This window comes from Pseudomonas sp. Q1 (assembly GCF_009935975.1).
Lineage (GTDB): Bacteria > Pseudomonadota > Gammaproteobacteria > Pseudomonadales > Pseudomonadaceae > Aquipseudomonas > Aquipseudomonas palleroniana.
On sequence record NZ_QODI01000009.1, the window covers coordinates 154,766 to 168,667 of the forward strand.

Genomic DNA, 13,902 nt, shown 5'->3' on the forward strand with positions numbered 1-13,902 from the left:
GCAAACGACTCAGTGGTGACGTGGCTTGAGGATCGCCGGTTTTTCGTCAGGCGCGTTGCACAGCAGGTACAGGGCGGTCAGGGCTTCCGGGATCTGTACGATCATGTCGTCCATCAGGTTGGCGTCGGCGGCGATATCGGAAAACTCGGCTTCTTCTTCAAACAGCCCGGAACCGACCATGATCGGCAGCAGCATTTCGCTGACTTCTTCCTCGGCGGTCTCGAACCATGCGGCTTCGCGCAGGAACACGCCTTCCATGAACCCGATGCACCAGCCGCGCAGGTCGGAGTCATCCGGCTCATCGCCCAGGTCCAGGTCGCATGGCAGCTCGAACTCTTCGTCGGAGGCCAGTTGGCGGCTGATGTGGGCCTTGAGGGCGATCAGCGTGGATTCGATTTCCTCGCGTTGGGCGGCATCCTTGTAGTGCGGCTCTTCGGCGAACAGCGCGTCGATCCATTCACGGTCAGGCACGACATCGGCGCAGATCGACAGGGCGGTCAGGTAACCGTGGGCGGCCACGTAGTCCAGCGCCTCGTCATGCAGCTCATCGGCGTCGAGGAAGGCTTGCAGGCGGGTTAGTTGCTCAGCGAAGGACATTGAAGGACTACCTTGGGAATAAACGATGCTGAATTCTAGGCCTTCTTGAGCGCCCAGGCCAGCCGCAACACCACATTTACCGGGTTTGGCTGCCGGGGTAGAGCGATGGGACTATTCGTCAGACGCCCCCTTTGCCGGATAACGCTCGGGTATACTGCCGCGTTTTGTGATGCCCCGCAGGCCAAGCGCCCCTCCGAGAAAACTTCGCTTACGGATTATTTTCCGTGAAATCGTCTTTTCTCGGCCAGCCTGTACAGAGGGATTTCGGCACTATTTTGGAGTTTTACATGCTCGAGCAGGCTCAACGCGTCCTCAAGGACATCTTCGGCTACGAAAGTTTTCGTGGCCGCCAGGGTGCGATCATTGAGCGCGTGGCCAGTGGCGGCGACGCCCTGGTGCTGATGCCTACCGGTGGCGGCAAATCATTGTGCTTCCAGGTGCCGGCCTTGTTGCGCAACGGCCTGGCGGTGGTGGTGTCGCCGTTGATCGCCTTGATGGATGACCAGGTCGCCACGCTCGAAGAACTCGGCGTCGCCGCCGCGTCCTTGAACTCCACCCTCAGCGCCGAACAGCAGCGCGACCTGGCGGCTCGTATCCGGCGTGGCGAAGTGAAGATGCTCTACCTGGCTCCCGAGCGGCTGGTGCAGCCGCGCATGCTGGCCTTCCTGCAGAGCCTGGAAATTGCCCTGTTCGCCATCGATGAAGCTCACTGCGTGTCGCAATGGGGTCATGATTTTCGCCGTGAATATTTGCAGTTGGGCCAATTGGCCGAGCTGTTCCCCGACGTGCCGCGTATCGCCCTGACCGCCACCGCCGATAAACGTACCCGCGAAGAAATCGTCGAGCGTCTGCACCTGCAGAACGCCGAGCGTTTCCTGTCGAGTTTCGATCGGCCGAATATTTTCTACCGCATCGTGCCCAAGGAGCAGCCGCGCAAGCAACTGCTGGCATTCCTGTCCGAGCGGCGCAGCGATGCGGGCATTGTCTACTGCCTGTCGCGCAAAAAAGTCGATGAGGTGGCGGCGTTCCTGTGTGAGCAAGGCTACCCGGCGCTGCCGTACCACGCCGGCCTGCCCAACGATTTGCGGGCTTACCACCAGAAGCGCTTCCTCAACGAGGAAGGCCTGATCATGGTGGCAACCATCGCGTTCGGCATGGGCATCGACAAATCCAACGTGCGCTTCGTGGCTCATATGGACCTGCCCAAATCCCTCGAGGCGTATTACCAGGAAACCGGTCGTGCCGGCCGTGATGGCCTGCCGGCGGATGCCTGGATGGCCTACGGTCTGCAAGATGTGGTGATGCTCAAGCAGATGCTGCAGAACTCCGAAGGCGATGAGCGCCACAAGCGCCTGGAGCAGCACAAGCTCGACGCCATGCTGTCGCTGTGTGAAGAGACCCGCTGCCGCCGCCAGACGCTGCTCGCCTATTTCGACGAAGACATGCCGCAGCCGTGCGGCCATTGCGACAATTGCGTGGATGGGGTGCAGACCTGGGATGCTACCGAGCCGGCGCGTCAGGGCCTGTCCGCCATCTACCGAACCGGCCAGCGTTATGGCGTGGGCCATCTGGTGGATGTATTGCTGGGCAAGGACAACGAAAAGATACGCAGCTTCGGGCACGAGAAACTTTCGGTCTACGGTGTCGGCAAGGCGCGTGCCGAAGGCGAGTGGCGTTCGTTGTTTCGTCAGATGGTTGCGCGTGGCCTGGTGGATATCGACATTGAGGGTTTCGGCGGCCTGCGTTTGAACGACAGCTGCCGGCCGTTGCTCAAGGGCGAAGTGAGCCTGGAGCTGCGCCGCGACCTCAAGCCGCAGGCCACTGCCAAGAGCAGTACCAGCCAGGCCAGCCAACTGGTGCGTGGCGAGGAGCGCGAGCAATGGGAAGCCTTGCGCACCCTGCGCCGCAAACTGGCGCAGGAACACAGCGTGCCGCCTTATGTCATTTTCCCCGACTCCACGTTGCTGGAAATGCTGCGTGAGCAACCCACCACCCTGGCCGAAATGGCGAGGGTCAGCGGCGTCGGTGCGCGCAAGCTGGAACGTTATGGCCAGGCTTTCCTGGAAGTGCTCGGTGGCGAGGCCGAAGCACCGAAGGAAGTCACCGATATTCGTCATGAGCTGATCAGCCTGGCCCGTGCCGGGATGACCCCGATTCAGATCGCCGGGCAGTTGCAGTGTTCGGAAAAGAACGTCTATACCTTGCTCGCCGAGTCCATCGGCAAGCAGCAATTGTCGTTGGAGCAGGCCCTTGATTTGCCGGAAGATTTGCTCGGTGAAATCCAGGATGCGTTCCTGGACGGTGAAGGCGAGTTGCCATCGGTTGCTGAAATTGCGCCGCTGTTTATCGGGCGTGTACCGGAGGGTGTTCTGTACTGTGTGCGTGCCGCTTTGCAGTCTGAATTCGAGATTTAGTGTGCCAATTGCGACAATGTAACGAATCAGTACATAGCGAGGCTTGCCTACTGGCATGGCTCATGCTTAGCTGACTAATAATTAGCCACACTTTATTTTCAGTCTAAATTATGAGTTTTTTATGCCGTTAACCGATCAACACCGTTTTGGCATGCAGTTGGCGCAAATGTCCCGAGGTTGGCGCGCCGAACTGGACCGTCGCCTGGCGGGGCTGGGCTTGTCCCAGGCGCGTTGGCTGGTGCTGTTGCACCTGGCCCGTTTTGAAGAAGCTCCCACCCAGCGTGAGCTGGCACAAAGCGTCGGGGTAGAAGGGCCGACCCTGGCGCGCCTGCTCGACAGCCTGGAAAGCCAGGGCCTGGTCCAGCGCCAGGCGGTGCTGGAAGACCGCCGCGCCAAGCGCATCTTGTTGTGCGATAGCGCCCGGCCGCTGATCGATCAGATCGAAACCATCGCCACGGCCTTGCGCCATGAACTGTTTGTGGGCGTGGATGAAGAGGACATGCGCGTGTGCATGCGTGTACATGGGCACATCCTGGCGAACCTGGAAAAGTCCTGACCCGGCTGTAGTGAGCGGGCTTGCTCTATGCCAGTCAGTTAAGCGATAGAACGGACGATGAATAACTTGTGGGAGGGGGCTTGCTCCCGATGAGGGTGTGCCAGTCAGCAGTTTATCGACTGACCCACCGCTATCGGGAGCAAGCCCCCTCCCACAGTGACAGCGTTAAGCCTTAACTGACTGGCATTAGGGCAAGCCCGCTCACTACCAAGCTAGAAGGTCTGCCCCAGGTTCAGGTACACCGCCTGCTGCTTGTCATCATTGAACCCATAGCTGAAATTCAGGGGCCCCAGCGGTGTATCAAACCCGAGGAAAACGCTCGCGGCGTTGATGTACCCGCTGTCGAACTGGTTGTCGTTGTTCCACGCCCGCCCGCGTTCCACTGACGCGCCGAGGTACAGCGGGAAGTCCAGCGGCAGGTACGAACGCGGCGTCAGGCGGCGGAAGTACACTGCCCGCATCAGGGCGATGTTCTGGCCCGAGATAGCATCCTCGCGAAAGCCCGACAGTTGTCGTGCGCCACCGAGCAGGAAGCTGGAAATCACTACATCGGATTTATCCAGGGTGCGTCCATAACGCCCGCCCAGTATCAGCGTGTCCGGGCCGTGGCTCATGGCTTTGTCCAGCTTGAATTCCCATTGGCGGTAGCGTTGGTCCGAACCCAGGCCGGGCTCGAATTCGCGGATGGCCAGGCCGATGTCTTCGCCGGAGTGGGGGAAGTACACGTTATCCAGGGAGTCGAACGAGTACTTCAGTTCATAGAAGCCTTCGCTGAAACTTACGCTCGGCAGGTCCCGGTCACCGATGCGCACGTCCGCCTTGCCCCAGGCTTCCCCGACGCCGAAGCGGATCTCGCCGCTGTTGCCGATCTGCCGCCCTACGTTCAGGCCGAAACCGTAACGCTCCAGGCGATATTCGGAGATGGGGTCGTTGTCCAGAATCAGTTCAACGTTCTGCGCCTGGGCCCTGACATAAGGCGCGATGAAATAGCGTGAGCCGGTGTCCATTGGCTGGTAGAACTCGCTGTACAACTCTTGGCGATCGCCGATCTGTACCCGTGTCAGCCATTCGGCGCCAAGCCGGTTGATGCCATTCATGCGGTAGCTGGCGCCGAGGTTGAAGGCACTGTCACCGCGTAGGTCATCCGACAGGTTCAAGCCCAGGCGCAAGTAGTCGGTGCCGCTGCGCTTGCCCCGTGCGCTGATCACCAGGGTGTTGTCGTGACCTTTCTTGACCACGCGGTATTGCACCTGCTCGAAGTAGTCCAGGCCGTACAAAGTGCCCATGTCCGCTTGCAGGCGACCCAGGTTCAGCGGTTCACCCAAGGCTTGGCGGATGTAGTAGCGAATCACGTCATCGCTGATTTTCGAGTCGTTCTCCACTTGGATCGCGGTGATGATCGGCGTGCGTTCGCCCGGTGTGCGGGCACTCACCAGTTGCGGGTCCACGGGGGCTGCGGGGCGCAGGTGGGCCAGACGGACGTCGAGGGCACGAGTGGCGCGGTAGCCGGCATCGATCATGTCCCTGGCGCGACCGAAATCCGTCACCCCGTAGGCCGCCAGCGGCGGCTGGATCAGTACATCCTTGGGATGCAGGGCCTTGAGTTGCTCTTCGGAGTTTCGCCGAGTCATCAGGGTGATGGATTGGTTGAGTACATCTACCACCGTCGCCAGTTGCTTGCGTGAGCGTAGCGGGGTGCCAATGTCCACCACGATGGCAATGTCGACGCCCATTTCTCGCGCCACATCCAGCGGGATGTTGTCGGTCATGCCGCCGTCCACCAGCAGCCGGCCGTCCAGTTCCACGGGGGCGAACACCGCAGGGATCGACATGCTGGCGCGTATCACCTGAGGCAGGTGGCCTTTGTTGAACACCACTTTCTCGCCGGTGGTGATGTCGGTGGCCACGGCACGGAAAGGAATGGGCAGTTTGTCGAAATTGCGGATGTTGCTGGTGTGGGCAAACATGCTTTCCAGCAACAACGCCAGGTTCTGGCCCTGGATCACGCCCAGTGGCAGGCCAAGGCTGCCGTCGTCGCGAAAACTGAGCTTCTGCTTGACCAGGAAGTCGCGATCATCCTGTTTGCGGCGAAACGGCACATCTTCCCGTGGGGGTGCATCGGACAGTGCCTGTTGCCAATCGATATCGAGCGCGAGTTTTTCCAGCTCATCGATTTTATAGCCTGATGCGTAAAGCCCACCAATCACTGCGCCCATGCTGGTGCCGGCAATCGCATCGATCTGGATACCCTGCTCCTCCAGTGCCTTGAGCACGCCGATATGCGCCAGACCACGGGCGGCACCGCCGGACAACACCAGGCCGATCTTGGGGCGGGGCGTCTCAACGGCGTTGGCGAGGAGGGGGAGCAGACATAGAAACAGACAAGACAGCAGGCGGCGCATCATGAATCTCAAGGCTGGGCGATAAAGGTCGGTATTATAGCCACTCGATCTTCCGAGCCCGTTACGTCAGGAACCTCTCAAATTATGTCTGCAAGCAAACCCGAGATCGTCATCACCTATTGCACCCAGTGTCAGTGGCTGTTGCGCGCGGCATGGCTGGCCCAGGAGTTGTTGAGCACCTTTGCCGACGACCTGGGGCGTGTAGTACTGGAGCCGGCCACCGGCGGCGTTTTTCGCATCACCTGTGAGGGCGTGCAGATCTGGGAGCGCAAGGTGGATGGGGGCTTCCCGGAGGCCAAGGTACTCAAGCAGCGCGTACGCGACCAGATCGACCCACAACGCGACCTGGGCCATAACGATCGGGCATCCTGAATACCGAGGTCACCGCCACCTACGAACGGTGACCCCGCGTGGCGCTGCTATTTGGCAGCCATTTTGTTCTTGATGAAACCGATGATAAACGTCAGCACCAGGCCGCCGAAGCCACTCCCGACGATGTTGCTGCCGAGCGCCGCAACGTTCAGTGCGTCGCCTGCCGGTGCGCCAAGCAGCCAGGAGAGCAACTGGCCTAGTACCAGCCCGCCCAAGCCGCCAACCATTGAGTTGAGCCCGGTACTGCCGAGGCTCTGGTGGGTCATGCCGGCCAGGTTGCCGCCGATGGCACCGCTGATGATCTGAACCAATAAACTGATGAACATTTCCATGGTGAAACCCCTGCATCGCGTAAAGGGAGTGACCACTCGCGTGCAGCAACTTCAGAAACGGCCATGGCTGTCGTCGAGGTGTCTTTTATCCGTTGAACGACTACCGACTGTTGCGGATGTTTGAAGTATAGATCAGGCCGTAGCCGCGGGCTGCTTGGCCTGGCTGGCGCTGCCCATCAAGCCGGAGAGCACGATGGCGGCGATGATCAGCGCACCGCCCAGCAGCATGCGCAGCGTTGGGGTCTCGGCAAACAGCAACCAGGCCACGGTGATGCCGTAGACCGGCTCCATGGCGAATACCACCGAGGCGGTGCGCGCCTTGATGACGGCGAGGCTGGCGACGAACAGGCTGTGGGCCAGGCCGGTACAGAACACGCCCAGCAGTCCGATCCAGAGCCAGTCGATGGCTCGCACATCCGCCAGCCCTGGCGCGGCCACGGGCAACAGGCAGGCGGCTACCACCATGTTTTGGCACAGCGCCGCCTGTACCGCAGGAATCCGCCCGGAACTGGCGCGGTTGTTCAGTGACAACAGGGAAAACAGCAGGCCGGAGGCGATGCCCCACAGCAACCCGCCCGTGGCTTCGCTGGCGAGGTTGAAGTCCGGCGTCACCAGCACCAGGCCAACGCTGACCAGCGCGACCAGCAGCCATTCACTGGGGCGAATGCGCTCGCGGAAGATCAACCCTTCGAGGATCACTGTAAACGCCGGGAATGCGGTAAACCCCAAGGTCGCCACGGCGACCCCCGCCACCTTGACCGCCATGAAAAAGGTCACCCAATGCGCCGCCAGCAGCACGCCGCTGACCAGCAAGCGACGCCAGTCGCGCAGCTCCAGGCTTTTCCAGGCCGTGTTGCTGGCAAGCCGCGCGAAGAGGGCCAGGGCGATCACGGCAAACACGGCACGGCCAAACACGATGATGGCCGGCGAGGCGGCCGCCAGTTTGCCGAAAACACCGGTGAGGCCAAACATCAATGCGCCAATATGCAGGGCGCCGAGGGCTGAGCGGGGAGTCATTGCGATCCTTTGAACCGACGGGTAACAGAAACGCAGTCTAGAGGGTTGCCGAGGGGGGCGTCTGTCGTGCGGCTCGCGATTTTTATCGCAAGGCTCTTCCCTAGGATGAGCGACGCAACCTGCCGGGCGATGCGCCGAACTCCCGCAGCATCGCGGCGGCAAACGCACTTTGTGAGCTGTAGCCGACGCAATCAGCGATTTCTCCGATAGGCAGCACGGTCTCGCGCAGCAGCTTCAACGCCTTCTGCAGGCGGCGGGTGCGAATGTAGTCCATCGGCGTCTGCCCGCATTCGGCCATGAAGCGCGCATGCAGGCGCGCCACCGACAGCTCGGCAATTCGCGCAAGGTCCGCCACTTGCAGGGGATGCGCGACGTGCCGCTCGATATGCGCATTGAACGCTGCATACGGCAGGCGTCGGCCAGGCAAGGGCTGGGCCTGCGGATGATTGAGGCTGGCGAGCAGCAACACGGCGCCTTGCTGGACAATCAACGGGTCTTCCACCGGGCTGTGGGCCAGCCATTGCACCAACTGGTTTTGCCGGGCATCCAGCGCCAGGCGCGTCGGCTGATCCAGCAGGCGGCGGCTGGCATCGGCGTGTTCGCCCAGAGATTGCAGCAGCCAGTGCTCAGTCGGCACATCCAGCACCAGGCAGCGGCTGCCGTCGCGACTGCCGCAGGCATGATGGGCGTTGAAGGGCAGCACCATCACGCTGCTTTCGTGCACCTGGCTGCCACGGCCATCCACCTCCAGGTCCAAATGCCCGGACAGGCCGAACACCAATTGCGCATGGTCATGGCTGTGGGCGAGGGGGGCTTCGACGTAGTGGCGCAGCGTGAGGGACGGTCTCATCGCGGTCTCCAGAGCAACAAGTGCGCAGTCTACAACGCTTCGCAGGTGCCCGGCGCTGTCATCGCACTGACGCAAAGCTGTCATGGGCTATTAATCGCGAGGGCGCAAGCTCGCGAAAACACCGTCGAGGGATGCCCATGACCAGTGCCGAGTTCGCCAGACCCAGCCGCAAACAACGGGTTCGTACCCTATGGATTTCCGACGTGCACCTGGGCACCCGGGATTGCCAGGCCGAACACCTGTCGCAGTTCCTCAAGGGGTACCACGCCGATAAGGTGTACCTGGTCGGCGACATCATCGACGGCTGGAAGATGCGCGGCGGCATGTATTGGCCCCAGGCCCATACCAATGTGATCCGGCGCCTGCTGACCATGGCCAAGCGCGGCACCGAGGTGATTTACGTCACCGGCAACCACGACGAATTCCTGCGCCGCTATTCCAAGCTGATCCTGGGCAATATCCAACTGGTGGATGAAGCGGTGCATGTGACCGCTGATGGTCGCCATCTGCTGGTGATCCACGGCGATCAGTTTGACGTGATCACCCGTTACCACCGCTGGCTGGCGTTCCTCGGCGACTCGGCCTACGAATTTACCCTGACCCTGAACCGCTGGCTCAACCACTGGCGCGCGCGGTATGGCTATGGCTACTGGTCGCTGTCGGCCTACCTCAAGCATAAGGTCAAGACGGCGGTGAGTTTTATCAGCGATTTCGAAGAAGCGATTGCCCACGAAGTGACCCGGCGCGAGCTGCATGGCGTGGTGTGCGGGCATATTCATCATGCCGAAATTCGCAAGGTGGGCGAGGTGGACTACCTCAACTGCGGGGACTGGGTAGAGTCGTGCACGGCGTTGATCGAGCACTGGGATGGGAGTATCGAGTTGTACCGCTTGGCGGATGCGCAGGCGAAAGAGGCGCAGCTCAAAGCCGAGATGGTTGCCGGCTAGTGTTCAACCCTGTCCGAATGTGGGAGGGGGCTTGCCCCCGATAGCTCTGTGTCAGTCAGCACTTCAGTTGCTGAAAGACAGCCATCGGGAGCAAGCCCCACATTTTCAGTCCGGGTTTCTTCAGTTGGAAACGTCGGCGATGGCCTGGGCCAACAGGGTCAGCCGCTTGGCATCAATCCCTGCAACGCTGGCACGCCCCGAACTCACCATGTACACGCTGTGCTTCTCGCGCAGTTGTTTCACCTGTTCGGCATTCAAGCCGGTATAGGAAAACATCCCGCGCTGCGCGCCGATATGCGCAAACCGCTCGGCCAAGCCATGGGGCGCCAATGCCTCGACCAAGCCCGCGCGCAAATGGGCAATCCGCGAGCGCATGGCTTCGACTTCGTCGCTCCACACCTTTTTAAGTTGAGCGTCACCCAGGATAGTCGCGACCACTGCCGCACCATGATCCGGCGGCGTCGACCATAGGTTGCGTGCGATATTCGCCAGTTGGCTGCGCACATCCGTGAGTTTCTCGGCGTCTGCCGTGCACACGATCAAGGCGCCGACACGGTCGCGATACAGGCCGAAGTTCTTCGAGCAGGAACTGGTGATCAGTACCTCAGGCAGCTCGGCGGTAAACAGCCGCACTGCCCAGGCGTCCTGCTCCAGGCCGTCGCCGAAGCCCTGGTAGGCGAAGTCGATCAGTGGCAGCAAGTGGCGCTCGCGCACGATCTGCAGCACCTGGCGCCAATCCTCCTGGGACAGGTCGAACCCGGTCGGGTTATGGCAGCAGGCGTGCAGCAGCACGACGTCGCCCTTGGGCACAGTCGACAGGGTGGCGAGCATCGCCTGCACATCCAGGCGATTGTCAGTGCCCACATAGGGGTAATGGCTGACCTTGATCCCGGCCTTGGCGAAGATCGTTTCGTGGATCGGCCAGGTCGGGTTGCTCAGCCACACGCCGCGACCGGGCAGGCTGTGGGCGATAAAGTCGGCGCTCAAGCGCAGGGCACCGGTGCCACCAGGGGTCTGGGTGGCGCCGGCACGGCGTTCACGGATCAGCGGGGAATCGGCGCCCAGCACCAGCTCGCTGATCAGGCTGCCGAACGCAGGGTTGCCGTGCCCGCCGATGTAGGTCTTGGTGGTCTGCGTGTCCACCAGGCGTTGCTCGGCCAGCTTGACCGAATGAGGGATCGGCGTCAGGCCCTGGTCGTCCTTATAGACGCCCACGCCCAGGTCGAACTTGTTCGGGTGGGTGTCCTGGGCGTACAGGTCCATCAGTCCGAGGATCGGGTCGCCGGGCACGCGGCCAATGGCATCGAAGTGCATTACTTGCGGCCCTCGGCAGTCTTGGCCACTTCGTCAGTGCGTGCGGCCATGATGAAGTCGTTGCGGTGCAGGCCCTTGATGGAGTGGCTCCACCAGGTCACGGTGACTTTGCCCCACTCGGTAAGCAAGCCTGGGTGATGGCCTTCGGCTTCGGAGATTTCACCCATGGCATTGGTGAAGGCGAGGGCGAACTTGAAGTTCTTGAACAGGAAAACCTTTTCCAGCTGCATCACACCGTCGCGGACTTCGATGTTCCAGTCGGGGATCTGCTTGATCAGTACCGGCAGCTCTTCATCGCTGACTTGCGGGGCGTCGGCGCGGCAGGCTTCGCAGTGGGCTTGGTTCAAGTTGGTCATGGGGGTGTCCTGAATTCGAATGTTTGAAGGTCAGTAGCGTCACCCTAAAGCAACGCGGGGCCAGGGAACAGACTCACCTGGCCTTAATCGATGAGGTTCACGCAGCCTTGGGCTTGGGCGGGAATTTCGGCGCATGCAGGCCCAACTGCATCCCGCGCTCGACCATGGCCATGATGTCTTCCTGCGCCACTTCGAACAGGCGCTTGAGCTCAGGCAGTACGAAATACAGCGGTTGCAGGATGTCGATACGGTAGGGGGTGCGCATGGCCTCCAGCGGGTCGAAGGCTTGATGCTCGGGCTCGTCCGACAGGCTGTACACCGTCTCCTTGGGCGAAGACAGAATGCCACCCCCGTAGATGCGTCGGCCTTGCGGCGTGTCTACCAGGCCGAACTCGATGGTCATCCAGTACAGGCGCGCCAGGTATACCCGTTGCTCTTTGGTGGCCGCCAGGCCGAGCTTGCCGTAGGTGTGGGTGAATTCGGCGAACCAGGGGTTGGTCAGCAGCGGGCAGTGGCCGAAGATCTCGTGGAAGATATCCGGCTCTTGCAGGTAGTCCAGTTCTTCACGGGTACGAATAAAGGTCGCCACTGGAAACTGCTTGCTGGCGAGCAGTTCGAAGAAGGTCTGGAAGGGGATCAATGCCGGTACGCGGGCGACTTGCCAGCCGGTGGTTGCGGCCAGCACTTGGTTGATCTCACCCAGTTGCGGGATGCGATCCAGCGGAAGGCCGAGCTTGTCGATGCCGTCCAGGTATTCCTGGCAGGCGCGGCCCTCGATCACTTTCAACTGGCGCGTGATCAGGGTGTTCCACACCGCGTGTTCTTCCGGCGGGTAGTGGATAAAACCTTGCGCATCGGGCTCGCGGGCCACGTATTGCGTCTGCTTCATACGGCTCTCCTGCTAGGCATTCGTTCTTGTTATGTCCTGCGATGAGCTATTGATAACCCGCTGGGCGTTGGATTCCACCTACCTTCAGCGGTGATGCGTAGGAAAATATACCGATTTTCGTAAAATATTCGTTACAGCTGTAGGGCTAATCTTTGCGCTGGGCTGTGAAACGTGCGCAAGGTGTCACATAATCTTGACGAATATCTGCGCACAGTGACAAAAAGACGCGGCGCCTTCCCACTTTTCGAGCCCTTTCATGCGTATCAAAGTGCACTGCCAGAACCGTATCGGCATCCTGCGGGACATTCTCAACCTGCTGGTAGAGTACGGCGTCAACGTCGCCAAGGGCGAAGTCGGCGGTGAGCATGGCAACGCGATCTATCTGTTTTGCCCCAACCTTGTGAACATGCAATTCCAGGCGCTGCGCCCGCAATTCGAGGCGATTGCCGGGGTGTTCGGGGTCAAGCGAGTCGGGCTGATGCCCAGCGAACGGCGGCACATGGAACTCAACGCGCTGCTCGGCGCCCTGGAGTTTCCGGTGTTGTCGATCGACATGGGCGGTTCCATCGTTGCCGCCAACCGTGCCGCCGCGCAGTTGCTCGGGGTGCGGGTGGACGAGGTGCCGGGGATTCCGTTGTCGCGTTATGCCGAAGACTTCGATCTGCCGGAGTTGGTGCGCGCCAGCAAGTCGCGGATCAACGGCCTGCGGGTCAAGGTCAAGGGTGACGTGTTTCTGGCGGACATCGCACCGCTGCAATCGTCCGAGCACGATGACAGCGAGGCCATGGCCGGTGCGGTGCTGACTTTGCACCGTGCCGACCGCGTCGGTGAACGCATCTACAACGTGCGCAAGCAGGAACTGCGCGGCTTCGACAGTATTTTCCAGAGCTCCAAGGTCATGGCTGCGGTGGTGCGTGAAGCCCGGCGCATGGCACCGTTGGATGCGCCGCTATTAATAGAAGGGGAAACCGGCACCGGTAAAGAACTGCTGGCCCGTGCTTGCCACCTCGCGAGCCCGCGTGGGCAGTCGCCGTTGATGGCGCTTAATTGCGCAGGCCTGCCGGAGTCGATGGCCGAGACCGAGCTGTTCGGCTACGGGCCTGGTGCGTTTGAAGGCGCACGGGCCGAAGGTAAGTTGGGGCTGTTGGAGTTGACGGCCGGCGGTACGCTGTTTCTCGACGGGGTGGGGGAAATGAGTGCGCGCTTGCAGGTGAAGTTGCTGCGGTTTTTGCAGGATGGTTGCTTCCGCCGCGTAGGCAGTGACGAGGAGGTGTACCTGGATGTGCGCGTGATCTGCGCCACCCAGGTGGACTTGTCCGAGTTGTGCGCGCGCGGCGAGTTCCGCCAGGACCTTTACCACCGTCTCAACGTGCTGTCCCTGCACATCCCCCCCTTGCGCGAATGCCTTGATGGCCTGGCGCCGTTGGTCGAGCACTTCCTCGATCAGGCCAGCCGGCAAATCGGCTGCGCATTGCCTAAGTTGGCGCCGGCTGCCATGGATCGCCTCAGTCACTACCATTGGCCGGGTAATGTGCGGCAGCTGGAAAACGTGTTGTTCCAGGCGGTGTCGTTGTGTGATGGCGGCACGGTCAAGGCCGAGCACATTCGTTTGCCGGACTACGGCGTGCGTCAACCGCTTGGCGATTTTTCCCTGGACGGCGGCCTGGAAGAGATCGTCGGGCGGTTCGAGAAGGCGGTGCTGGAAAGCCTGTACGCCGAGCACCCCAGCAGCCGGCAATTGGGCAAGCGTCTGGGGGTGTCTCACACCACCATCGCCAATAAGCTGCGTGATTACGAAATCCTGAAGACAGATAAATAACCTGCCTGACTCAGCGCGGTTAAAACTGTGGGAGCGG

13 protein-coding genes are annotated in these 13,902 nt (G+C 61.1%); 5 read left to right on the forward strand and 8 right to left on the reverse strand.

Annotated features, from left to right (window positions below; translation table 11 throughout):
* Positions 1–9: 9 nt before the first annotated feature.
* A complete protein-coding gene (locus tag DK870_RS16040; protein WP_090369491.1) occupies positions 10–597 on the reverse strand; it encodes a YecA family protein in 588 nt (195 codons plus the stop codon).
* Between the two features lie 287 nt (positions 598–884).
* Here DK870_RS16040 and recQ point away from each other — a divergent pair, with 287 nt between their 5' ends.
* Positions 885–3,011, forward strand: a complete 2,127-nt coding sequence (gene recQ / locus DK870_RS16045; RefSeq protein ID WP_090369493.1) for a DNA helicase RecQ — start codon at positions 885–887, stop codon at positions 3,009–3,011.
* Between the two features lie 121 nt (positions 3,012–3,132).
* Positions 3,133–3,567 carry a MarR family transcriptional regulator gene (locus tag DK870_RS16050; RefSeq protein ID WP_060756066.1) on the forward strand — a complete coding sequence of 145 codons (435 nt, stop codon included), beginning with the start codon at positions 3,133–3,135 and terminating at the stop codon, positions 3,565–3,567.
* A 212-nt stretch (positions 3,568–3,779) separates the two neighbouring features.
* On the opposite strand, the gene DK870_RS16055 is transcribed toward DK870_RS16050, so the two are convergent.
* Positions 3,780–5,969, reverse strand: a complete 2,190-nt coding sequence (locus DK870_RS16055; RefSeq protein ID WP_060756065.1) for a patatin-like phospholipase family protein — start codon at positions 5,967–5,969, stop codon at positions 3,780–3,782.
* Between the two features lie 84 nt (positions 5,970–6,053).
* On the opposite strand from DK870_RS16055, the gene DK870_RS16060 reads away from it, so the two are divergent.
* Positions 6,054–6,341: a SelT/SelW/SelH family protein gene (locus DK870_RS16060; RefSeq protein WP_060756064.1), complete on the forward strand. Its 288-nt coding sequence runs from the start codon at positions 6,054–6,056 to the stop codon at positions 6,339–6,341.
* Between the two features lie 47 nt (positions 6,342–6,388).
* On the opposite strand, the gene DK870_RS16065 is transcribed toward DK870_RS16060, so the two are convergent.
* The 3 genes from DK870_RS16065 to DK870_RS16075 form a co-directional block, all read right to left on the reverse strand.
* Positions 6,389–6,673 carry a hypothetical protein gene (locus DK870_RS16065; RefSeq protein ID WP_060756063.1) on the reverse strand — a complete coding sequence of 95 codons (285 nt, stop codon included), beginning with the start codon at positions 6,671–6,673 and terminating at the stop codon, positions 6,389–6,391.
* A 132-nt stretch (positions 6,674–6,805) separates the two neighbouring features.
* Positions 6,806–7,690, reverse strand: a complete 885-nt coding sequence (locus tag DK870_RS16070; protein WP_060756062.1) for a DMT family transporter — start codon at positions 7,688–7,690, stop codon at positions 6,806–6,808.
* A 100-nt stretch (positions 7,691–7,790) separates the two neighbouring features.
* On the reverse strand, positions 7,791–8,540 hold the full coding sequence (locus DK870_RS16075; RefSeq protein ID WP_104994440.1) for an AraC family transcriptional regulator: 750 nt from the start codon (positions 8,538–8,540) through the stop codon (positions 7,791–7,793).
* Between the two features lie 137 nt (positions 8,541–8,677).
* Here DK870_RS16075 and DK870_RS16080 point away from each other — a divergent pair, with 137 nt between their 5' ends.
* Entirely contained in the window at positions 8,678–9,487 is an 810-nt protein-coding gene (locus DK870_RS16080; protein ID WP_060756060.1) for a UDP-2,3-diacylglucosamine diphosphatase, read from the forward strand.
* A 120-nt stretch (positions 9,488–9,607) separates the two neighbouring features.
* On the opposite strand, the gene DK870_RS16085 is transcribed toward DK870_RS16080, so the two are convergent.
* The 3 genes from DK870_RS16085 to phhA form a co-directional block, all read right to left on the reverse strand.
* Positions 9,608–10,801, reverse strand: a complete 1,194-nt coding sequence (locus tag DK870_RS16085; protein WP_161549119.1) for an amino acid aminotransferase — start codon at positions 10,799–10,801, stop codon at positions 9,608–9,610.
* Positions 10,801–11,157: a 4a-hydroxytetrahydrobiopterin dehydratase gene (locus DK870_RS16090; protein WP_060756058.1), complete on the reverse strand. Its 357-nt coding sequence runs from the start codon at positions 11,155–11,157 to the stop codon at positions 10,801–10,803. Before DK870_RS16090 ends, DK870_RS16085 begins: the two co-directional genes overlap by 1 nt.
* A 97-nt stretch (positions 11,158–11,254) precedes the next feature.
* Positions 11,255–12,046 (reverse strand): phenylalanine 4-monooxygenase, encoded by a 792-nt coding sequence (phhA, locus tag DK870_RS16095; RefSeq protein ID WP_060756057.1) that lies wholly within the window; start codon positions 12,044–12,046, stop codon positions 11,255–11,257.
* Positions 12,047–12,302: 256 nt separating this feature from the next.
* On the opposite strand from phhA, the gene DK870_RS16100 reads away from it, so the two are divergent.
* On the forward strand, positions 12,303–13,865 hold the full coding sequence (locus DK870_RS16100) for a sigma-54-dependent transcriptional regulator (RefSeq protein ID WP_060756056.1): 1,563 nt from the start codon (positions 12,303–12,305) through the stop codon (positions 13,863–13,865).
* The last annotated feature ends 37 nt before the right edge of the window (positions 13,866–13,902 follow it).

Excerpts from the sequence above, each read along its gene's own strand:
- DK870_RS16040 (WP_090369491.1), bottom strand. The coding sequence starts at position 597 with ATGTCCTTCGCTGAGCAACTAACCCGCCTGCAAGCCTTCCTCGACGCC.
- recQ (WP_090369493.1), top strand. The coding sequence starts at position 885 with ATGCTCGAGCAGGCTCAACGCGTCCTCAAGGACATCTTCGGCTACGAA.
- DK870_RS16050 (WP_060756066.1), top strand. The coding sequence starts at position 3,133 with ATGCCGTTAACCGATCAACACCGTTTTGGCATGCAGTTGGCGCAAATG.
- DK870_RS16055 (WP_060756065.1), bottom strand. The coding sequence starts at position 5,969 with ATGCGCCGCCTGCTGTCTTGTCTGTTTCTATGTCTGCTCCCCCTCCTC.
- DK870_RS16060 (WP_060756064.1), top strand. The coding sequence starts at position 6,054 with ATGTCTGCAAGCAAACCCGAGATCGTCATCACCTATTGCACCCAGTGT.
- DK870_RS16065 (WP_060756063.1), bottom strand. The coding sequence starts at position 6,673 with ATGGAAATGTTCATCAGTTTATTGGTTCAGATCATCAGCGGTGCCATC.
- DK870_RS16070 (WP_060756062.1), bottom strand. The coding sequence starts at position 7,690 with ATGACTCCCCGCTCAGCCCTCGGCGCCCTGCATATTGGCGCATTGATG.
- DK870_RS16075 (WP_104994440.1), bottom strand. The coding sequence starts at position 8,540 with ATGAGACCGTCCCTCACGCTGCGCCACTACGTCGAAGCCCCCCTCGCC.
- DK870_RS16080 (WP_060756060.1), top strand. The coding sequence starts at position 8,678 with ATGACCAGTGCCGAGTTCGCCAGACCCAGCCGCAAACAACGGGTTCGT.
- DK870_RS16085 (WP_161549119.1), bottom strand. The coding sequence starts at position 10,801 with ATGCACTTCGATGCCATTGGCCGCGTGCCCGGCGACCCGATCCTCGGA.
- DK870_RS16090 (WP_060756058.1), bottom strand. The coding sequence starts at position 11,157 with ATGACCAACTTGAACCAAGCCCACTGCGAAGCCTGCCGCGCCGACGCC.
- phhA (WP_060756057.1), bottom strand. The coding sequence starts at position 12,046 with ATGAAGCAGACGCAATACGTGGCCCGCGAGCCCGATGCGCAAGGTTTT.
- DK870_RS16100 (WP_060756056.1), top strand. The coding sequence starts at position 12,303 with ATGCGTATCAAAGTGCACTGCCAGAACCGTATCGGCATCCTGCGGGAC.